The 20,902-nt window shown below is 49.5% G+C and carries 19 protein-coding genes and 1 riboswitch; all 19 genes read right to left on the minus strand.

From position 1 onward, the window contains the following. Window positions 1–97: 97 nt before the first annotated feature. The gene (ilvA, locus tag BN1234_RS05595) at window positions 98–1,366 is read right to left on the minus strand and encodes a threonine ammonia-lyase IlvA (protein WP_054955674.1); all 1,269 of its coding nucleotides are present in this window, start codon (window positions 1,364–1,366) and stop codon (window positions 98–100) included. Window positions 1,367–1,841: 475 nt separating this feature from the next. After that, on the minus strand, window positions 1,842–2,456 hold the full coding sequence (locus tag BN1234_RS05600) for an alpha/beta hydrolase (RefSeq protein WP_054955675.1): 615 nt from the start codon (window positions 2,454–2,456) through the stop codon (window positions 1,842–1,844). A 348-nt stretch (window positions 2,457–2,804) separates the two neighbouring features. Beyond that, entirely contained in the window at window positions 2,805–3,911 is a 1,107-nt protein-coding gene (locus tag BN1234_RS05605; RefSeq protein WP_054955676.1) for a serine hydrolase domain-containing protein, read from the minus strand. 11 nt (window positions 3,912–3,922) lie between these two features. Continuing rightward, the gene (locus BN1234_RS05610; protein ID WP_054955677.1) at window positions 3,923–5,308 is read right to left on the minus strand and encodes a sugar ABC transporter substrate-binding protein; all 1,386 of its coding nucleotides are present in this window, start codon (window positions 5,306–5,308) and stop codon (window positions 3,923–3,925) included. Between the two features lie 208 nt (window positions 5,309–5,516). Then, window positions 5,517–6,785, minus strand: coding sequence for a phosphoribosylamine--glycine ligase (gene purD / locus BN1234_RS05615; RefSeq protein ID WP_054955678.1), 1,269 nt, complete (start codon window positions 6,783–6,785; stop codon window positions 5,517–5,519). 206 nt (window positions 6,786–6,991) lie between these two features. Continuing rightward, on the minus strand, window positions 6,992–8,539 hold the full coding sequence (gene purH, locus BN1234_RS05620) for a bifunctional phosphoribosylaminoimidazolecarboxamide formyltransferase/IMP cyclohydrolase (RefSeq protein ID WP_054955679.1): 1,548 nt from the start codon (window positions 8,537–8,539) through the stop codon (window positions 6,992–6,994). 304 nt (window positions 8,540–8,843) lie between these two features. Then, on the minus strand, window positions 8,844–9,467 hold the full coding sequence (gene purN, locus BN1234_RS05625; protein ID WP_054955680.1) for a phosphoribosylglycinamide formyltransferase: 624 nt from the start codon (window positions 9,465–9,467) through the stop codon (window positions 8,844–8,846). Beyond that, window positions 9,467–10,507: a phosphoribosylformylglycinamidine cyclo-ligase gene (gene purM / locus BN1234_RS05630; protein WP_054955681.1), complete on the minus strand. Its 1,041-nt coding sequence runs from the start codon at window positions 10,505–10,507 to the stop codon at window positions 9,467–9,469. The genes purN and purM overlap by 1 nt, the downstream gene beginning before the upstream one ends. A gap of 154 nt (window positions 10,508–10,661) precedes the next feature. Then, window positions 10,662–12,140: an amidophosphoribosyltransferase gene (purF, locus tag BN1234_RS05635; protein WP_054955682.1), complete on the minus strand. Its 1,479-nt coding sequence runs from the start codon at window positions 12,138–12,140 to the stop codon at window positions 10,662–10,664. Beyond that, window positions 12,125–14,368, minus strand: coding sequence for a phosphoribosylformylglycinamidine synthase subunit PurL (purL, locus tag BN1234_RS05640; protein ID WP_054955683.1), 2,244 nt, complete (start codon window positions 14,366–14,368; stop codon window positions 12,125–12,127). Before purL ends, purF begins: the two co-directional genes overlap by 16 nt. Then, a complete protein-coding gene (purQ, locus tag BN1234_RS05645; protein WP_054955684.1) occupies window positions 14,346–15,035 on the minus strand; it encodes a phosphoribosylformylglycinamidine synthase subunit PurQ in 690 nt (229 codons plus the stop codon). Before purQ ends, purL begins: the two co-directional genes overlap by 23 nt. 2 nt (window positions 15,036–15,037) lie before the next feature. Further along, window positions 15,038–15,283, minus strand: coding sequence for a phosphoribosylformylglycinamidine synthase subunit PurS (purS, locus tag BN1234_RS05650; protein ID WP_054955685.1), 246 nt, complete (start codon window positions 15,281–15,283; stop codon window positions 15,038–15,040). A gap of 63 nt (window positions 15,284–15,346) precedes the next feature. After that, window positions 15,347–16,231, minus strand: a complete 885-nt coding sequence (locus BN1234_RS05655) for a phosphoribosylaminoimidazolesuccinocarboxamide synthase (protein ID WP_054955686.1) — start codon at window positions 16,229–16,231, stop codon at window positions 15,347–15,349. A 77-nt stretch (window positions 16,232–16,308) separates the two neighbouring features. After that, a complete protein-coding gene (gene purB / locus BN1234_RS05660) occupies window positions 16,309–17,607 on the minus strand; it encodes an adenylosuccinate lyase (RefSeq protein WP_054955687.1) in 1,299 nt (432 codons plus the stop codon). A gap of 3 nt (window positions 17,608–17,610) precedes the next feature. Beyond that, window positions 17,611–18,795: a 5-(carboxyamino)imidazole ribonucleotide synthase gene (gene purK / locus BN1234_RS05665; RefSeq protein WP_054955688.1), complete on the minus strand. Its 1,185-nt coding sequence runs from the start codon at window positions 18,793–18,795 to the stop codon at window positions 17,611–17,613. Further along, entirely contained in the window at window positions 18,792–19,277 is a 486-nt protein-coding gene (gene purE, locus BN1234_RS05670) for a 5-(carboxyamino)imidazole ribonucleotide mutase (protein ID WP_054955689.1), read from the minus strand. The genes purK and purE overlap by 4 nt, the downstream gene beginning before the upstream one ends. A gap of 205 nt (window positions 19,278–19,482) precedes the next feature. Then, a riboswitch (purine riboswitch) is annotated at window positions 19,483–19,584 on the minus strand. A gap of 178 nt (window positions 19,585–19,762) precedes the next feature. Continuing rightward, a complete protein-coding gene (locus BN1234_RS05675; protein ID WP_054955690.1) occupies window positions 19,763–20,197 on the minus strand; it encodes a universal stress protein in 435 nt (144 codons plus the stop codon). Between the two features lie 122 nt (window positions 20,198–20,319). Beyond that, the gene (locus BN1234_RS05680; protein ID WP_054955702.1) at window positions 20,320–20,583 is read right to left on the minus strand and encodes a DUF1294 domain-containing protein; all 264 of its coding nucleotides are present in this window, start codon (window positions 20,581–20,583) and stop codon (window positions 20,320–20,322) included. 154 nt (window positions 20,584–20,737) lie between these two features. Continuing rightward, window positions 20,738–20,875 (minus strand): hypothetical protein, encoded by a 138-nt coding sequence (locus BN1234_RS22455; RefSeq protein ID WP_170307991.1) that lies wholly within the window; start codon window positions 20,873–20,875, stop codon window positions 20,738–20,740. Between the last annotated feature and the right edge of the window lie 27 nt (window positions 20,876–20,902).

The following is a 20,902-nucleotide window of genomic DNA, read 5'->3' on the forward strand; positions in this document are numbered from 1 at the left end:
TTTAAACGCTCATGAACATAGAAGAGCCTGGAATCCTCACATGGAATCCAGGCTCTTCTATTCTCTTTCGAACAGACTTCAGTCCATTCTTCCCAGGTTAGATCAAAAGATTGAACAGGTTCATATTCTTGTTCAGCTCTGTATAATCCAAGCCTTTGCGGTTCATTCGCTCAATCAGCGGACTATAGTCATCGGCGTGCATAAGCTCGATCCCAACCAGTGCAGGACCGTTTTCCTTGTTATGCTTCTTCGTATATTCAAACCGTGCGATATCATCATTTGGTCCAAGTACTTCCTCCAGGAATTCACGTAAAGCCCCGGCACGCTGCGGAAAATTGATCATGAAGTAATGCTTCAATCCTTCATAGATCAGGGAGCGCTCCTTGATCTCCTGCATGCGGTCGATATCGTTATTGCCCCCGCTGATAACACAGACCACATTCTTGCCCCGAAGTTTGTCCCCGTATAAATCAAGCGCAGCAACAGATAAGGCACCTGCCGGCTCAACTACGATCGCGTTCTCATTGTACAGCTCCAGAATCGTCGAACAAGCCTTGCCTTCCGGCACCAGAACAATATCATCTAAATGCTCATTACAGATTTCATAGGTGAGCTGACCAACTCTTTTGACCGCTGCGCCGTCAATAAACTTGTCGATTTGCTCCAGGGTCACAACCTCTCCGCGTTCCTTGGCTTCACTCATGGAGGCTGCCCCAAACGGCTCAACCCCGATAATCTGAGTCATAGGGCTGACTGTTTTGACATAGGTGGCAATACCTGCAGCAAGACCGCCGCCGCCAATCGTAACAAACATATAATCCGCCGGAGCATCCATCTCCTCCATTACTTCCATTCCAATCGTACCGTTCCCCGCAATAATACGTGCTTCGTCGAACGGGTGAATGAACGTCATGCCTTGTTCGTTACAGGCCTTCATTGCTTGCTCGTACGCGTCATCGAATGTATCTCCCGTAAGAATCACTTCCACGCTGCTTCCGCCAAAACGCTTAACCTGCTTTACCTTCTGATTCGGCGTTGTGCTGGGCATATAAATTTTGCCATGGATATTCAGCACTTTGCATGAAAAGGCCACACCCTGCGCATGATTCCCTGCACTTGCACATACAATTCCCGCAGCCAGCTCTGTTTTCGATAAACTGCGGATCATATTATAGGCGCCCCGGATTTTAAAAGACCGGACAACCTGTAAATCTTCTCGTTTCAAGTACACATTGCAACCATGTTTGGCAGACAGCACCGCATCACGCTGCAAGGGAGTTCTAACAATCACTTCCCGCAGCACGTGGTGAGCACGTACGATATCTTCCATACCAACGGTCTTTCTCAATATTTGTGTCTCCTCCATCATTGTCACTCCACTTCGCCGCCCGGGTGGCGGAAGCCTTCCGTCTCCCTTGAACTGGTATTTATCCCTATTGTATCACTTTTCACGAAAAAATCTTGGGTGGTTCAGATATATTGTGGAAAGAACCCACACACAAATTAGTCAAAATAAATAGAATACAGCATCACTTCTAAGGGGGTGTTCTTGTGGCTGAGAGAAGAAGAGTGCGTGTTATCGTTCTTAAACCAGGAGAGAAAGCAATCGTTATCTGTAAGCACAGCAGACATCGTCGTCATAGATAGTCAGATTACTAAATGACCAATGCTGCACGCGGAATTTTCATATTATAAATTGCAAAAAGAGGCTATCCCAATTCCATTGAGGGATAGCCTCTTTTCTACACTTTCGGTATTAACAACACTGAGTCCCACTGTCTAATCGTGAAGCAGATTTACTTAATGGGACAGTCTCCTTGCCATGAAATCCATCAGCACTCTTAAGCAAATTTCTGCTTGAACCAGCTCGCGGCAGCCTCTACTTCCGTACGGCTCAGCTGATGTCCGCCCTGCTCCCAGTGGAGCAGCACCTCTGCACCTGCTTCTTTTAACAGGGTAGTCAAATCCTCAGATTCCTGTGGAGGACACATCATATCCCGCTTGCCTGCTGCGATAAATACAGGTACGCCGGAAAGATCCGGCAGCTTCTTGTCCCGCAGCGGAACCATCGGGTGATGCAGAATGGCGCCTTGAAGTGCGTCGCTGTAGTGAAAGAGCAGGCTTGCTGCAATATTCGCCCCGTTCGAATACCCTACGGCAACTACACGATTCCGATCGAAGCCGTATTTGTCGGAAGCTGTATCTATAAATTCCTTCAGCTCTTGAGTCCGTTTAATCAGATCCTCTTCATCAAAGACCCCTTCAGCCAGTCTTCTAAAAAAACGCGGCATCCCGTTCTCGGATACATTCCCCCGAACACCCAATAGATTCGAGCCTTCAGAAATCATCTCTCCAAGCGGTACAAGATCATGCTCATTGCCGCCCGTCCCATGCAGCAGCAGTAATGTTGGAGCATCCGCTGATGTTCCTTGTTTATAAATATGACGATGTTCCATATTGAATATCTCCTTTCAGAACCCGCATTTTATACTTGTAATCATGTTGTGTATAAGATTTATCTTAATATTAAGATATTTAATCCATCTTAACATATCCACCTTAAAAATCAACCCTCTTCTCCCCTGCCTCCTGGTCTTCACCATATAGGAAAAGGCCCTCCAATCGCTTGGAAGGCCTTCTCTCTTCTATATATCTAATCTGTAATAACCGTACGTGTTCCCCCGTAACTCCTTCATTATATCAAAATATATATCATATGTCAGCTTGAGTTTTGGGTATTTTCACAAAAATATTGATTTTGTTTAGAAAATGTTCCATATTGGCAGCAAAATTTATGCCATAATTTATGCCTTCACAGCAGCTGTCAACGCATTATGCACACGAACACGAAGAGAGGCCACACTTCCGCTCCGTCCTCCGTACACCCGATTCGTCAGAAGTACAACCGCCAGATTATATGCCGGATCAATCCAAAGGCTCGTGCCCGTGAACCCCGTATGCCCATAGCATTGTTCACTCATAAGATCACCGGATGCATCCATCCGGTCTCCCTTAAGTACCCATCCGAGTCCTCTATTCGCATCTGAGACCCCCGAAGTGTGGCTGCGTATCGACGTGTTTACAGCAGCTTTGGAAAGAACAGGATGACCACCCTTCAGCCACATCTGCGCATAACGCATAAGATCTCTACTGCTGGCGAACAGACCTGCGTGTCCGCATCCTCCATCTAGTGCACGTGCATTCTCGTCATGAACTATGCCGTATAGGTGCCGGCCAAACACTTCATCATACTCTGTCGCTGCGAAACCGTTCCCCGCATCTGAAGCCGGGGAGAATGAGGTGTGCTTCATTTCGAGCGGCTCAAATATCCGGATCCGGGCAGCTTCACCAATAGACATGCCTAGCACCTGTTCGATTACTCTTCCAAGCATCAAATACCCCAAATCACTATATACAACAGCCGTTCGAGGCTCTCTCACAAGGGTCGCCTGATGTACCGCCTCCCACATTTGCTCCTTACTCCAGCCATGGGAATGAAGATTCATATGTGCCTGAAGGCCGGATGTATGCGTTAGCAGCTCACCTACGGTCACCTCTTCTTTTCCCGCTGCCCCGAAATCGGGCACAATGGATGATATGGTTGTCCCTAGTGTTAGTATGCCTTCATCAATCAACCCAAGGATGAGCGGCAAGGTTGCCACAACCTTGGTCAGAGAAGCACAATCATACAGCGTATCCTCATTCACCGGTATCTGGCGCTCAGGGGCCGGGTCAGCATAGCCGACCGGATAGATCCATTCCTGTCCGCGATGAACTACAGCGAGTACGGCCCCCGGTGTCGTTCCAGCCTCCAGCTCCGAATGAACAGCACGGCAGGCAGCCTTTACCTTCTCCAGCTCAAGGCCGAGTGCTCGCGCCCCATTTTCGATTGAATCCAGATTAAGAGACATTGCTTATCCCCCTACAGTTCGTTTAGCTCCTGAATCTTCTTCACTGCACGATCCAGTGCCGTCTTCGTGTCCTTGTTATCATCCCATATATCGGTCAGCGCAGCATTCACAGGTCCCCATACATGATCCGTTTCAGGCAGGGTAGGTACAGGCGATGCGTTATCCAGCTGTTTCGTGAAAGCTGACATATACGGGTCATTCCTAACCTGATCCGATTGCTGCGCCTCAAGATTTGTCGGAACCGCCCCTGTCTGTTTACTGTACTCCAGTTGTGCATCCTTGGTTGATGCATAATAAGCAAACATTCGGGCCGCATTAGGATACTTGCTGCCCGCATTCACATACCATGCCTTAACATTCGCTAAGGAGACTGCCGGATATTTACCGATTACGGGAATGGGCGCAGCACCCAACTGGTCACCCAAGGCTTTTTCATAATCGCCAAGCATTTCCGGCCCACTGATGTCCATAGCCAGCTTGCCCGATGTAAACAGATCTCGCCTGAAATTCTTCGTCAGCTGCTTGGTCTTTACGGGGATTTCATTTTTCATACGGGTGAATATCTCCATACTCTCTCTAGCTTCCGCGTTATTCAGTCCTATATCGTTCCTGTCGGTACCATTCTTGCCGTAAATATATCCTCCAGCAGACGCAAGGAAGGGATAACTGTAATAGAGATTCCCTGCTTCCCACAGGATTCCGTATTTATTGTTCGGCTTATCTGTAAATTTGCCGCTAAACTCGAGTACTTCTTCAAAAGTTTCTGGCGCCTCTCTGATCAAGCTTTTATTGTAATATAATACATACGTCTCTGCTGCTAAGGGATATCCATACAGCACTTCCTTATAAGATACACCTTGAATCGAATAATTCGCATTCATGCGTCTCACTTCGACCTCGAACAGATCGTTCGGCAGCACAAGTCCGGCTTCTGCAGCTTTCCCAAGCTCCGAGCTTCGGAGCATCACAACGTCCGCAGCAGATGCTTCGCCCTGTGACAATCGCTTCGCTTGCTCCGCAGAATCCACCTCTTCCCTTGTGATCTCTACACCATATGTGTTAGTGAACTGTTTCATGAATTCGTCGGAGAAGACTTGCTCTCCCTTGATCTCCCACACAACCAGCCTCGCCCCGGCTTCAACCGAGAATTCAGGTCCGTTCGTTTCGGGCGGCGGTGCAGTTTTAGCCCCGTTTGGCTCGCCTGTCTGAGGTGGAGGCGGCGTCTTGGCCCCCGTCTGCAGGTCGGTCTGCGGAGGCGGAGGTGTCTTGGCCCCTGGTTCCTGATTGCCCGAGACAGGTGGTTTCTGTTCTGGAACTGCCTGTTCTCCACCACATCCGGCAATGGATAGCATCATCGTGAATGCTGCTGTAATCGCAAGTGTTTTTTTCAATCTCATGCCTCTGCTGCCCTCCATTGTACAAAAAGGATACTAGAATATAGTTCTATAAATTTCACTGGATCCCTTTAGATGCTCCGGCAAAATCACCGGCTAAAACGATCAAAGCGGACTAAAATTCTGTTATTCACTTTAAACAAGCCAAGCTTCAGCCGTTTTATCGTAAATAACGGATCTCTAGTCCGCTCATGTGTTTGAGAATGACGCTTCAGATCAGCGCTTTCGCTGCAATATCTGTACGGAAGTGTTTCCCTTCAAACGTAATCTTTTCAGCACGCTCATAAGCTTTCGCGCGGGCGGAAGCAATGTCGGGACCAAGCCCCACAACGCCGAGCACGCGTCCGCCGTTCGTAATCATTCTGCCTTCCCCGTCCAGCGCTGTTCCCGCATGGAACACGATTGAAGAGTTATCCTCCGCATCGAGACCGGAAATATCCAGTCCTTTCGGATAGGAAGCCGGATAACCTCCGGAAGCCAAAATCACACACACCGCTGCCTCTTCGCTCCACTCCAGCGTTAGCTCATCTAGCGTTCCATTTACGGCTGCCAGGAATACTTCCAGCAGATCCGTCTTCAAGCGCGGCAGCACCACCTGTGTCTCCGGATCCCCGAAACGGGCATTAAACTCGATGGTCTTCGGTTTGCCATCCGGCGTAATCATCAGCCCAGCGAACAGCACCCCGCGGAATGGACGGCCTTCGGATACCATCGCCTTGGCCGTAGGCTTAATAATCGTTTCAATCGCTTCCTCGATGATCGCATCGGGAATATGAGGAAGCGGAGAATAAGTGCCCATCCCGCCTGTGTTGGGACCGAGGTCACCATCATAAGCCGGCTTATGATCCTGTGCAGCCGACATCGGCTTTACCGTCTCCCCGTCGACAAACGCCAGAATCGACATTTCCTGTCCTTCAAGGAACTCTTCAATGACGACACGGCTTCCCGCTTCCCCGAATATCTTGGACTGCATGATATCGCGAAGCGCCTGCTCAGCCTCTTCCATTGTGCGGGCTACCGTAACACCCTTTCCGGCCGCAAGTCCATCGGCTTTGACAACGATAGGCGCCTGCTTGCTCCGTAAGTAAGCCAGTGCCTGCTCGTAATCGTCAAACTTTTCATAGGCAGCGGTCGGGATATTGTATTTATGTAAAAGATCCTTCATAAATGTTTTGCTGCCCTCGATCTCAGCAGCATTTTTGCGCGGCCCGAACACCGGAATTCCCGCTGCTTCAAACACGTCTACAATACCGTCTGCAAGCGGATCATCCGGACCGACAACGACAAGTCCAACCGCTTTTTCCTGAGCAAATGCCTTTAGCTGCTCGAACTCGTTAACGTTGATCGGTACGATCTCCGCAATCTGCGCAATACCCGCGTTCCCGGGTGCGCAGTATATTTTCCCGGCCTTGGGACTCTTGGACAGCGCCCATACAATCGCATGCTCGCGTCCGCCGCTGCCGATTACCAGAATATCCATGGTTCCCCTCCCACCGATTCCTTTATCTATCAGCTGTTGCACCACTACGAATGCGGATCTTTCTTCCAATCACTGTTGTCCCCGGATTTATTATAATTATTTGCTTAATTGTTTAAATCCAATGACAAAGGTGACCGCTACGCTTCTCCAGAAAGATTCCGCCTTCTCCGTTGTAGTAAAACCTTCTTTAGTTCACCTATATAGTCCTAGTGTTTAAAATGTCTGATGCCTGTAAATACCATGGCAATGCCGTTTTCATTCGCCACCCGGATCGACTCTTCGTCCTTCACGGAGCCGCCTGGCTGAATGACTGCGGTAATTCCTGCTTGTGCAGCGAGCTCAAGCGTGTCACCCATCGGGAAGAACGCGTCCGAAGCGAGTACTGCGCCTTTTGCCTTGTCACCCGCCTGTTCAATCGCAATACGTGCCGAACCTACACGGTTCATCTGACCAGCACCAACACCTACCGTCATGTCATTCGCAGCCAGCACAATCGCATTCGATTTCACATGCTTTACAACTTTCCAGCCGAACAGCAGCTGTTTCAGTTCCTCTTCGGTCGGCTTGCGATCGGTAACGACTTTCAGATCATTCACATCGAGGGAGTGAACATCGCTCTCTTGAACGATCATACCGCCTTCAATCGATGTTACAGCCAGCACGCTCTTCCGTTCCTTCGCTGAACCGAATTCACCCATTTTGAGCAGGCGGATATTTTTCTTCTTCGTCAACAGCTCAAGCGCCTCGGGTGTGAAATCCGGTGCCAAAATAATTTCCAGGAAAATATCCTTCAGCAGCTCGGCTGTCGGTCCATCAATCATGCGGTTAGCTGCAACAATGCCTCCGAAGATTGAGGTGGTATCCGCTTCATAAGCTTTTTTGAATGCTTCCAATACATTTTCGCCAACGCCAACACCGCAAGGATTCATATGCTTAACGGCTACAACAGCCGGCTCATCAAATTCCTTCACAATCTGCAGCGCAGCATTCGCATCATTAATGTTGTTATATGACAATTCTTTCCCGTGAAGCTGCTCTGCTGTCGTCAATGTGCCTGCAGGTGCCAGCGGCTTCTTGTAGAATGCGGCCTTCTGATGCGGGTTCTCGCCATAACGAAGATCCTGAATCTTCTCATACGTTACACTGAATCGCTCTGGCAACGGATCGCCAGTCACGTTCGACAAATACTCAGAGATCAATGTGTCGTACGCACCGGTATGACGGAATACCTTCGCCGCAAGGCGCTTGCGTGTTTCAAGCGTCGTGTCGCCATTCGCACGAATCTCTTCCAAAACCGTACTGTAGTCCCCTGCATCCACCACAACACTAACAAAAGCGTGGTTTTTCGCAGCTGATCGGAGCATTGTCGGTCCACCGATGTCGATATTCTCGATTGCATCTTCATATTCGACATCTGGTTTGGAAATCGTTTCCTGAAAGGGATACAGATTCACCACGACCAAATCGATATAATCCAGTCCCAATTCCTGCATCTGGCGCTGATGCTCGCTGCTGTCGCGAACCGCCAACAGACCACTATGTACTGCGGGGTGCAGTGTTTTTACACGTCCGTCCAAAATTTCAGGGAAGCCTGTTACATCCGAAATCCCGATTACCGGTACGCCTTCTTTGGCAAGAAGGCTTTTAGTACCCCCTGTTGAGATAATTTCTACGCCAAGGGAAGCCAGTTCCCGGCAAAACTCCACGATTCCCGTCTTATCTGAAACACTAACAAGTGCTCTTTTGATGCTCACATTCATTCCTCCCCATGTATTGAAAAGTTCCTATTTTAGACTCAGCATTTTGCATCATTCGATTTCAGACGCTCTGTTGAACAATATATTGAAGGATAAATTCGTTCCTAGCAATAGTCCCCGGCATTCCGGGCATTCCGGGCATTCCTGCATTCCGGGCAAACCATGAAGTGAGAGTCGCTTTTTGGATGTATAAGAATGCTCAGCTAAAATGTTCCGTATATGCTGTCGATAAGAGAACATTCCCAAAGTATTTCCCGAGAAATATCGAACTTGTCGAGCAACCGCTGTTTGTGAACTGCTATTACCGCGCAGCCGGTTCAGCAATCGTCACAATACGCCCATTCAGATTAACCCGTCCTGCTGTAAACCAGGATACAACTTCCGGATACAGCTGCTGCTCTACCGCATGAATTCGCCCGGAAAGGGATGCTTCGTCATCCCCTTCCACAATTTCGACGGCACGCTGAGCAATAACGGGGCCGGTATCCATCCCCCCATCGACAAAATGAACGCTAATCCCCGTCAGCTTAACTCCATAATCGAGTGCTTGCCCGATGGCGTTCTTGCCTGGGAAGGAAGGCAGCAGAGATGGATGAATGTTAATCATGCGACCGCTGTAAGGCTCCACCAGAACAGAGGTCAACAGACGCATATAGCCCGCCAGAACGATCAGATCCACGCCGCGTTTACTGAGCTCTACAGCAATCTCCCGCTCGTAATCTTCTCTTGAAGCATAATCCTTCGGCTGAAACAAAAAGCAATCAATTCCCGCCTTACGGGCACGCTCCACAACGGCCGCCTGCGGCTTGTCGCACACTAGAAGACTGATCTCTCCTCCTAGCCAGCCGCTGACCATCGCATCAACAAGCGCTTGAAAATTGCTTCCCCTGCCAGAAGCGAATACCGCAATCCGGTAAGAAGTCATTACACATCCGCTCCCGTAAAGGTAACTGTTCGTTCACCGTTCTTAACACTTCCTATAACATAAGGCTCTTCACCCTCGGAGCGCAAGAGCTGCAGTGCCTGCTCCGCATCCTGTCCGGCAACGACAACAACCATGCCGATTCCCATATTAAATGTCGTAAACATATCTTTATTGGAGATGCCGCCTTGATCCTGCATGAGCTTAAAGATCGGCAGAATCGGCCATGAGCCGTACTCAATGTCGACCTCCACATGATCCGGCAGCATACGCGGAATATTCTCAATAAATCCGCCGCCTGTTATATGAGCCATCCCCTTCACCTGAATCTTCTCAAGAAGTGCAAGCAGCGGCTTCACATAAATCTTCGTTGGCTCAAGCAGCACATCGCCAAGACGAGCTCCAAGCTCAGGCAATTCTTGATCCAGTGTATATCCGGATTGCTCCAGAAGCAGCTTGCGGACGAGTGAGAAGCCATTGCTATGGACACCGCTTGATGCAAGTCCAAGTACCACATCACCGGGAGCAATCGTGGAGCCGTTGATCATCCTGCTCTTGTCGACAATTCCGACAGTGAAGCCGGCAATGTCGTATTCTCCCTCAGCGTACATGCCCGGCATCTCTGCCGTTTCGCCGCCGATCAGGGCACAGCCTGCCTGATTACAGCCATCCGCGATGCCTTTGACAATGGATTCGATCTTGGCAGGAATGACTTTATCACATGCTAAATAGTCAAGAAAAAAGAGCGGTTCTGCCCCCTGTACAACAACGTCGTTCACGCACATGGCCACTGCATCAATTCCGATGGTATCATGACGATCCATCGCAAATGCGAGCTTCAGCTTTGTGCCTACGCCGTCGGTACCCGAGACGAGAACCGGCTCTTCATACTTATCTTTATTCAGTTGAAAAAGGGCTCCGAAACCACCCAGATCCGTCATGACCTCGGGTCTGAATGTTGTTTTGACGTGCTTCTTCATCCGTTCAACAGCTTCATTGCCTGCGGCAATATCAACACCGGCATTTTTATAAGTATTAGACACGCACTTAACACTCCTTTTTTACTAAAGATTCAATTGAGCTGAATATAATGCAACATGCCTGAAACTATTCAATATCCTTAATAACTCAGCAGGTAAAAGAAAGAGCATCCCGAGACGGCCATTTCACATCCTTGGCAGCCCCGGAATCATACAGCTAGCAGCTGCATCCCATTTTTTCCTCGCCTTGAAAATCAATCTGTGTCGGGTAATCATTGTCGAAGCAGGCCAGACATAATCCACCCTTCGGGCTTTTCTCATCATAGCCGCCGATGGCCGCAATCAAGCCCTCGGTACTGAGGAATGACAGTGAGTCCGCATTAATCTCCCTGCAAATCTCCTCCACACTTTTCTCGGAAGCGATAAGCTCCTTACGATTCGGTGTATCGATACCGTAGAAGCATGGATTTTTGAACGGCGGAGACGTGATTCGAACATGTACCTCGGAGGCTCCCGCTTCCCGCAGCAGATTCACGATCCGGCGGGACGTCGTTCCACGGACGATGGAATCATCAATCATCACAACGCGCTTGCCTTCTACAACCCGACGAACCGCGCTGAGCTTCATCTTAACGCCTTGTTCACGCAGCTCCTGGCTCGGCTGAATAAATGTCCGGCCCGTGTATTTATTCTTAATGAGTCCAAGCTCATAAGGAATGCCGGTCTGCTCTGCATATCCAATCGCAGCTGAAATGCTGGAGTCCGGAACACCTGTCACGACATCGGCATCAACGAACGATTCAAGAGCCATCCGGCTCCCCATACGCTTACGTGCCGAGTGCAGGTTCGACCCATTCAGGTCGCTGTCCGGGCGGGAGAAATAAATATATTCCATCGCACACAACGCTTTTGGGGCAGACTCTGTATAACGGTCCTCATGCAGTCCGTTCCGGTCCAGCACGAGCAGCTCACCCGGTGCAATATCACGCACGGCTTCAGCTCCAATAACCTCCATCGCACAGGTCTCAGAGGCGAATACATAAGAATCGCCTAACCTGCCCATTGTTATAGGACGCAGTCCGTTCGGATCAGAAGCCACCAACAGCCTGTCATTGGTCATGATCAGGAAGGCAAAGCCGCCGACAAGTCGCTGCAGTGCATCCTTGGCCGCCTCGACAAAATCCTTCGGCGAACGGGCGATCAAATGCGCGATCACTTCCGTATCGCTGCTCGTCTGAAAGATAGAGCCCGCATTCTCCAGCTCATGGCGCAGCTGCGGTTCATTCACGATGTTTCCGTTCGTGGCAATTGCCAGATTGCCTTCGCGGTATTTAAAAATAAGCGGCTGCGCATTGGACAGATGACTGTCACCGCTCGTGGAGTAACGAACATGCCCAATCGACATATCACCTGTCAATGATTCCAGAACATCCTTGTCGAATACTTCCTTCACGAGGCCCATGCCGCGGTGGTAATTGAACTTTCGTCCATCCGCCACACAGATCCCTGCGCTTTCTTCACCCCGATGCTGAAGTGCATGCAGCCCGTAGTAGGACAGTGAAGCGGCATCAGGGTGTCCAAACACCCCGAACACACCGCATTCCTCCTTGAGCGTATCAAAAATATCGCTCTGCCCTGTTCCTTCGTTATAGTAATCACCAGTCCATAATCCTTCCGGTATTAATTCATTCGGCATGGAATGGCATCCTCCCAGACGGATTTCAAAGCCTCCACCGGTTCTTTCACAGCGGAAGTACCGTTAATGTTGATGCTTAATTGATCTCCGCCAACGCAGCCAATTGCAGCGAACGGAACATTCGATTCTTTCAGGAGCTGTTCCAGATTGGACTGCTTGCCGGGAGATACGGATAGAATAATACGGGACTGGCTCTCACTGAAGAGTGCAATGTCATTTCTAAGCTCTGTACTCAGGTTGATCTCCGCACCAATACCGCCGCTAATGCAGCTCTCAGCCAAGGCTGCAGCAAGGCCGCCTTCAGATACATCATGGGCTGATTTAACAAAACCGGACTGAATGGAGGTAAGAACGCCATCCAGCAGTTTTTTCTCCACATCCAATTTCAATTTAGGCGGTCTGCCCTCGGAAACGCCATGCAGGGCAGCCTGGAATTCACTACCGCCAAGCTCTGCAAAAGTCTCACCGAGCAGATAAATCACATCGCCTTCTGTTTTAAACCCTTGTGTCGTAATATGATCCGTATCATGAATCAGGCCGACCATACCAACAACAGGTGTCGGGTAAATTGCACCCTTGGCATTTTCATTGTACAGACTGACATTTCCGCCAATAACCGGCGTGTTCAGCAAGTGACAAGCTTCCGCCATTCCGTCCACTGCGCGTTCCATCTGCCAGAAGATTTCCGGTTTCTCCGGACTGCCGAAATTCAGGTTATCCGTAATAGCCAGTGGCTCCGCACCGGAGCAGACAATATTACGGGCAGCTTCACTCACTGCGATTTTGCCGCCGAGCTCCGGATCAAGATATACATAACGACCGTTACAGTCGGTTGTCATCGCAAGTCCCTTGCGTGTTCCGTCTACCGTTACTACTGCCGCATCGGAACCCGGACGAACCGCCGTGCTGGTACGAACCATATAGTCATATTGGTTATACACCCAGGCTTTGCTCGCAAGGCTTGGGGAACTCAAAATTTGCTTGAGCGCACCGCCAAGATCCTTCACTTCTTCATAACGAAGCGTATCCACCTCAGCCTGAGCTTCATAATAAGCAGGAACAGCTGAAGGCTTGTTATATACCGGGCACTCATCCACCAGCGCTTTAACCGGCATATCACCAACCACTTCTCCGTGATGGATCAGCTTCAATCTTCCGTCGTCCGTTACCTTGCCGACCTTCGCACAGATAACGCCCCAGCGTTCAAAGATTTCAAGTGCCTGCGCCTCATCCTTCGGCTCTACCACGAACAGCATACGCTCCTGAGATTCGGACAGCATCATTTCATAAGGCGTCATGCCCTCTTCACGCTGCGGAACCTGATCCAGATACAGCTCCAGACCATTGCCTGCTTTACTTGCCATCTCCGCGCTCGAACATGTAAGACCCGCAGCGCCCATATCCTGAATGCCAAGCACGATGCCGGAGTTGATCAGCTCAAGACAGGATTCCATAACCAGCTTCTCCATGAACGGATCGCCAACCTGAACCGCTGTACGCTTCGATTCAGACTCTTCGGTCAGCTCAACGGAAGCAAAGGTTGCACCGTGAATCCCGTCACGTCCTGTTGGAGGACCAACATAGTACACCGGGTTGCCTACACCTTTTGCCACGCCGCGCTGGATCTTGTCATGATCGATAATACCTACACACATCGCGTTTACAAGCGGGTTGCCTTCGTAGCTCTCGTCGAAGACCACCTCGCCGCCAACAGTAGGAATACCGATGCAGTTGCCATAACCGGCAATACCGGAAACGACATGCTCGAACAAATATTTAACCCGGTCACTCTCCAGCTTGCCGAAACGAAGCGAGTTCAGAAGAGCTACAGGTCTTGCGCCCATCGAGAAAATATCCCGGATAATGCCGCCCACACCTGTCGCCGCACCTTGGTACGGCTCTACCGCCGATGGATGGTTATGACTTTCGATTTTAAAAACAACCGCCTGATTATCACCGATATCTACAATACCTGCTCCCTCGCCTGGACCCATCAAAACGCGGGGACCACTGGTTGGAAACTTGCGGAGAAGCGGCTTTGAGTTTTTGTATGCACAATGCTCGGACCACATCACACTGAATACGCCGATTTCCGTATAGTTCGGTTTACGTCCCATGAACGAGCAGATCAGATCATACTCGCTGTCCGATACACCCATTTGCTCATATAACCGGTACTCTGCAACCTGCTCTGCTGTTGGTTCCTTAGCGGACAATTGCTGCGCCATGACGATCCCTCCATGTCTGAATGATGGATGTAAACATTGCCTTTCCGTCTTCCGAACCCAGCAGACTGCTCACAGCCCGTTCCGGGTGGGGCATCATACCAAGCACATTCCCGCGCTCATTGCAGATTCCTGCAATGTCTGCGACCGATCCGTTCGGATTATCCTTATACGTAAATACGATTTGCCGGTTGTCCCGGAGCTGCTGCAGTGTAGCTTCATCACAGTAATAGTTACCTTCACCATGTGCAATCGGAATGACGATCTCTTGCCCTTCCGAATAGCCTCGTGTAAATGGTGTCTTATGATTAACAACCTGAAGCACGCTGTCATGACAGCGGAATTTCATTGATTCATTACGGCGCAGCGCACCTGGCAGCAGGCCTGCTTCCGTCAGAATCTGAAATCCGTTACAAATGCCGAGAATAAACTTTCCTTCCTCCGCCGCTTTGGCCACTTCATTCATGACCGGGGCGAACCGGGAAATCGCACCGCACCGAAGGTAGTCCCCGTATGAGAAGCCTCCAGGCACCAGAATACAATCATAGAGCGACAGATCGGTTTCGGTATGCCAGACATAATCCACCGGTTCTCCAAGAGTCTGCTCCACCGCTTTGTAACAATCAATATCACAGTTAGAGCCAGGGAATACGAGTACTGCAAATCTCATGTTCAGCCCTCCAGTTCATAACGGTAATCTTCAACTACCGTATTGGCCAAAAGCTTTTCACACATTTGCTGCAGGCGCTCTTCCGCTTCCCCGCGGTTATCTGTGTCTAATTCCAGTTCCATATACTTTCCGATTCGTAGGCTTTCAACTTCCTTGAACCCTATAGAATGAAGAGCCCCTTGAACAGCTACCCCTTGTGGATCCAATACACTTTGCTTGATGGTGACATAGACCTTTGCTTTCAACATCGTTCCCTGTTCCTCCTCGGTATCGTATATGAATCATTGCTTGTTATGACCTTCTTGGTTCAATTATGTGGTTGTAATCCGGTTATAAATATCGGTATATCGCTTCGTTGTCTCTTCAACAACAGACTCAGGCAGCGGCTCAGGCTTACTGTTCTTATCCCAGTCCGATGACGCCAAGTATGTACGCACAGGCTCCTTATCCATGCTGTCGATCTCAATGTCCAATGCGTAATTCGCCTTGTCCCAGAAACGGGATGAATCCGGAGTGAAAATCTCATCAATCAAAATGACTTTTCCATCGATCAGACCAAATTCGAATTTGCAATCCGCCAAAATAATTCCACGCTCCGCGCAATAATCACGCGCGAACCGGTACAGCATCAAGCTCTTCTCCTTAAGCTCCAGCGCCAGTTCTGCTCCAACGATCTCCTTCATCTGATCCATTGAGATATCTTCATCATGACCGACATCATTCTTCGCTGCCGGTGTAAAGATCGGCTCAGAGAAAGCTTCATTCTTACGCATGCCCTTCGGAAGGGAAATGCCGTTCACTTCACCCGTGGTCTGGTATTGACGCCAGCCGCCGCCGGTAATATATCCACGCACGACACACTCTATATCAATACGCTCGGCCTTGCGGACCACCATAATCCGGCCATCCAGCAGCTCCTTGTCCTTAACAACCGAACCAAGCTTCTCTACATCGGTATGAACAACATGATTCTCGATCAGGTGTTCAGTCAGACCGAACCAGTAAGCACTCAGCTTGTTCAGTACCGTTCCTTTAGAAGGAACCGGCGGGTCAAGCACATAATCGAAGGCAGAGATCCGGTCGGTCACCACAATCAGCATATGTTCCCCCAGATCGTACAGCTCCCGGACCTTACCCTTGTAGAGTAAAGGTGCCTCAACGTACTCAACAGCCGTAGAAAGCGCAGGTAATGCCATGTCATCTCACTCCCTTATAAGCGGGGGCCGCCCGGAAAGCGGCCGTTATCTTGGCAGTTAACGAAACAACTGCCGTGTTACTCGTTCAAGCCCAGCTTTTCAAAGATCGTATCCACATGCTTCAGATGCCAGCTTGGATTAAATGCATCTTCAATCTCTTCACTGCTCAGCACTTCCGTAATTTCGGGTGTTGCCTCAACGATCTCCTTGAACTGACGCTGCTCCTCCCAAGCCTGCATCGCTCTTGGCTGTACCGTATCGTACGCCTGCTCGCGGCTGAAGCCCTTGTCGATCAGCTTCGTCATCACACGGCCGGAGAATGGAACACCGAAGGTACGTGCCATGTTGCGCTTCATATTCTCAGGGAATACGGTCAGGTTCTTCACAATATTGCCGAAACGATTGAGCATATAGTTCAGGAGCATCGTCGCATCCGGAAGAATGACCCGTTCAACAGAGGAGTGGGAAATATCGCGTTCATGCCAGAGCGGCACGTTCTCATAAGCCGAAACCATATGACCGCGAATGACGCGCGCCAGACCGGAGATGTTCTCGGAGCCGATCGGATTACGCTTATGAGGCATGGCTGATGAACCCTTTTGACCTTTTGCAAAAGCTTCTTCCACCTCACGCACTTCACTCTTCTGCAGCGCACGTACTTCTGTAGCGAACTTATCAAGGGAAGTCGCAATAAGCGCCAAGGTAGCCATATATTCAGCATGACGGTCACGCTGAAGTGTCTGGGTCGAGATTGGAGCAGCTTTTGTACCGAGCTTAGCGCAGACAAACTGCTCTACGGACGGGTCAATGTTGGCATACGTGCCTACAGCACCGGAAATTTTGCCGTACTGAACTCCATCCGCCGCATGACGGAAACGCTCCAGATTACGAATCATTTCCTCGTGCCACAGCGCCATTTTCAATCCGAAGGTCGTTGGCTCAGCATGTACCCCATGCGTACGTCCCATCATCGGTGTATGTTTATAAGCAATAGCCTTCTCTCTCAGAATGCCGATAAACCGAAGAATGTCCTGCTCCAGAATCTCATTCGCCTGCTTCAAAAGATAACCGTTAGCCGTATCGACCACGTCCGTGGAGGTTAATCCGTAATGAACCCATTTACGTTCCGGACCAAGGCTTTCGGATACCGCACGGGTAAACGCAATGACATCATGGCGAGTCTCCTGCTCGATTTCATAGATTCGTTCCATATCAAAGGACGCATTCTTGCGAAGCTCGACTGTGTCTTCCTTCGGGATAACGCCTAGCTCAGCCCAGGCTTCACAGGCGCACAGTTCCACTTCCAGCCATGCTCTGAATTTATTCTCCTCAGTCCAGATCGCTCGCATCTCCGGTCTGCTGTAACGTTCAATCATAATCTAATGCCTCCAAATATTAGTTTGCTTTACCCATTCAAGGGCATCCTCTACATCTCCGCAGAGCAGGTTAATATGGCCCATTTTGCGGTTATGCTTGCTGTCCGCCTTGCCGTACAAATGAAGCTTCGGGATAACACCAAGCGATATCGCAGCTTTATCTTTCCGGATGGATCTGCTGATCGCTTCATCCAAATGCTGTCCTAACACGTTCACCATCACCACAGGGCTTAGCAGTGTCGTATCTCCCAGCGGAAGATTGCATATCGCTCTGATATGCTGTTCAAATTGTGATGTCGCGCATGCTTCCATCGTGTAATGTCCTGAATTGTGGGGCCTTGGTGCAACCTCGTTCACATATAGCGAACCATCCTCAGCCACGAACATCTCCACCGCCAGCAACCCTGCTGCATTCAACCCTTCTGTGACCTGCTCGGCGAGCTGGCATGCTCTGCGCTGTATTTCACTCGGTATCCTTGCAGGTACAATCGATAAATGCAGAATGTTATTGACGTGAATGTTCTCGGCAGGAGGAAAGCTCTTCACTTCACCGTCAGGCGTACGTGCCGCAATCACCGATATTTCGCTCGTAAATGGAATGAACTTTTCCAGCACCAGCTCGGCACCGGTCGAAGCAAGCCTTGTATATGCTTCCTCCAGCTGCTCCTCCTCCCGGAGAACAACCTGCCCTTTTCCATCATAACCACCCGTCGCGGTTTTGAGCACACATGGCAATCCCAGTTCGACAGCCGCCTGCTGTAAGCTTTCCAGGCTTGTAATCTCACGGTACGGAGCTACCGGAGCTCCTGCCGCTTCGATTGCCGCTTTCTCACGAAGGCGATGCTGCGTTGTGTAGAGCAGCTTGCTTCCTTGTGGTACATAAGACCGTTCTTCCAACAATGCAGCGACACCAGCATCCACATTTTCGAATTCATACGTAATCACATCGGCTTTGGCAGCAAGCTGCCCCGCCGCCTCAGCGTTATCATAAGCTGCAGTAATCTGCTCCGATATTTGTCCCAGCGGGCAATCCGGCTGCGGATCGAGCGTAACGAACTTGTAACCCATCCGTGTTCCATCCAGCGCCATCATTCGTCCGAGCTGGCCGCCTCCAAGCACACCGATGACCGCTCCGGGAGCCAGCCGTTCGCCGACTTGACCGTTTTGCTGAACCCCTGGCTTCGTCATAAATCGTCACTGCCTTTCAGCACCTCATCACGTGTTCGATCACGCCGTTTTTGCACCTTCGCGCGAATATCCGCATCTGCTGCGCCCAGAATCTGAGCCGCAAGCAGCCCCGCATTGGTGGCACCAGCCTTGCCAATCGCCACGGTTGCAACCGGAACGCCGCCCGGCATTTGTACGATGGAGAGCAGAGAATCAAGTCCCTTAAGTTCTTTAGATTTAACAGGCACGCCGATAACAGGCAGCACGGTTTTGGCAGCTACCATACCCGGAAGATGCGCAGCACCTCCAGCCCCGGCAATAATGACGCGGATGCCGCGTCCTTCGGCTTCTTCAGCGAACTTGAACATCAAATCCGGCGTTCGATGCGCTGACACTATCTTTTTCTCGTAAGCAATCTCCAGTTCGTCCAGCACCTGACATGCATGGGACATGGTATCCCAATCGGATTTACTTCCCATAATGACTGCTACCTGCACCGACATGATTCCACCTGCTTTCTTAACTATTCTAATATAGTCCTAAAAAAAGCCCGAATTCCACATTCATGTGCGGAATACCGGACTTAAGGGGACAAGCATTCCTTTCGCCGCGATATGCTCACACACGGAGACGAACGAAACTTTACGCATTCGCTAACCCAAAAACAAATGAACAACCATCCAAGTCCCATCCATTTCTGTTCCCGCCAGCACTGCTGCGTCCCCTCGTAGTCCGAAAATTTAAGGTCTTCGGGTAGAAACTTCCGGGCCATATCCCCGGCTTTATACGAGTCATATTTAATTTACTTGATTTACAATTCATTGGATAAATTGAACCTTAACAAGTCCAGTTTATCAATCCCTGACATCAAATGTCAACCTAAACACGAACATTAGATGATTATTAAAAATAATTCGTTCGCTTTTCGATATGAATCTATATAACAAAAAAAGAGATGCCATCAGCATCTCTTAGGTTGAAAATATCATTATTTAACGACAAGGACAGGAATCTTGGCATGCTGTACAACATTATGGCTGACGCTTCCAAGAACGAACTCCCGGATACCGCCTAATCCACGGCTGCCGATTACAATTAAATCGATTTCATTTTGTTTGGCATATTCCAGAATGACTTCAGCAGGAGGACCCTGAATCATCTCAACCCTACCCTTAACCTCCACAACTTTCATCCGTCTTTTAAGCTCTTCTGTCGTTTGCTCAGCCAGGTCATAAATTTCTTTATTAACCGATGCCGGAATAGGAGCAATACCTTCACCAACAAAAAAGCGTGGGAATTCAAATGCATGAACGATATCCAATGTAGCCCCAGGTGTCACCTTCGCAAGTTCTACCGCCCGGTCGAGGGCTTTATTTGAAGCATCGGAACCATCATAAGCCAGTAGAATTTTGGTAAATAACATTTCATACCACCTCATTCTATATGTATTAGGAAGAACTGCAAATCATTAAACCTTTTACCTTTAGAATGAAACGATATCCTCCGCGCATCATTTTTCCATATTATACGTTATGTGGTTTTTTCTCATTTCCATAAATATCCGTAAAGAATAGCATTCAAAAACAAGAGTAACGGCACGCCTATCGTAAAGGACAAATGTCGTGTTTTATGCCTTTTACGGTACATAGCAACCCATACACCCAGCGAACCCCCGACAGCTGCCAATAGAAATAATGTCTTCTCCGGTACACGGTCTTTGCCTAGACGGGCACGTCGTTTGTCCTCAGACATAACCAGATAGGCTATGGCATTTATAAAAATAAACCAGACACACAGCGCGGTCCTCAAGTTGATCCGCACCTCCCATCCCCGGTCAAATCTCTCCATTTGACAGGCATCCATATTTCTACTTTTATTATAAAATTATAAATTCATGAATACAATGAGCCATTGTTACAACACAATGACTCATTGCTGTTCGTGCATACTGTGTTAGAACGTCTTAAGATTCCTGCTTGGAGATTTCATTCAGACTCGGAACATAATCGTTAGCCTTTTTGGGCTTAAGCGTCTTGCTCTCCTCCAAAATGCTTGATTTGTTCTGCTGATTCTCAGTTTTTCTTGCCTTATGATGCGGCACGGCATATCACCTCCTGTTCGTAGAATG

This window comes from Paenibacillus dakarensis, assembly GCF_001373415.1.
Taxonomy (GTDB): Bacteria; Bacillota; Bacilli; order Paenibacillales; family Paenibacillaceae; genus Paenibacillus_AQ; species Paenibacillus_AQ dakarensis.

What these genes read in the sequence shown, in the direction of transcription:
- purN (WP_054955680.1), bottom strand. Translation starts at nt 9,467, where the DNA reads ATGACTTCTTACCGGATTGCGGTATTCGCTTCTGGCAGGGGAAGCAAT.
- purB (WP_054955687.1), bottom strand. Translation starts at nt 17,607, where the DNA reads ATGATTGAACGTTACAGCAGACCGGAGATGCGAGCGATCTGGACTGAG.
- ilvA (WP_054955674.1), bottom strand. Translation starts at nt 1,366, where the DNA reads ATGGAGGAGACACAAATATTGAGAAAGACCGTTGGTATGGAAGATATC.
- BN1234_RS05610 (WP_054955677.1), bottom strand. Translation starts at nt 5,308, where the DNA reads ATGAGATTGAAAAAAACACTTGCGATTACAGCAGCATTCACGATGATG.
- purL (WP_054955683.1), bottom strand. Translation starts at nt 14,368, where the DNA reads ATGGCGCAGCAATTGTCCGCTAAGGAACCAACAGCAGAGCAGGTTGCA.
- BN1234_RS05675 (WP_054955690.1), bottom strand. Translation starts at nt 20,197, where the DNA reads ATGTTATTTACCAAAATTCTACTGGCTTATGATGGTTCCGATGCTTCA.
- BN1234_RS05605 (WP_054955676.1), bottom strand. Translation starts at nt 3,911, where the DNA reads ATGTCTCTTAATCTGGATTCAATCGAAAATGGGGCGCGAGCACTCGGC.
- purS (WP_054955685.1), bottom strand. Translation starts at nt 15,283, where the DNA reads ATGTTGAAAGCAAAGGTCTATGTCACCATCAAGCAAAGTGTATTGGAT.
- BN1234_RS05600 (WP_054955675.1), bottom strand. Translation starts at nt 2,456, where the DNA reads ATGGAACATCGTCATATTTATAAACAAGGAACATCAGCGGATGCTCCA.
- purQ (WP_054955684.1), bottom strand. Translation starts at nt 15,035, where the DNA reads ATGAGATTTGCAGTACTCGTATTCCCTGGCTCTAACTGTGATATTGAT.
- purD (WP_054955678.1), bottom strand. Translation starts at nt 6,785, where the DNA reads ATGGATATTCTGGTAATCGGCAGCGGCGGACGCGAGCATGCGATTGTA.
- BN1234_RS05655 (WP_054955686.1), bottom strand. Translation starts at nt 16,231, where the DNA reads ATGGCATTACCTGCGCTTTCTACGGCTGTTGAGTACGTTGAGGCACCT.
- purE (WP_054955689.1), bottom strand. Translation starts at nt 19,277, where the DNA reads ATGTCGGTGCAGGTAGCAGTCATTATGGGAAGTAAATCCGATTGGGAT.
- purK (WP_054955688.1), bottom strand. Translation starts at nt 18,795, where the DNA reads ATGACGAAGCCAGGGGTTCAGCAAAACGGTCAAGTCGGCGAACGGCTG.
- purF (WP_054955682.1), bottom strand. Translation starts at nt 12,140, where the DNA reads ATGCCGAATGAATTAATACCGGAAGGATTATGGACTGGTGATTACTAT.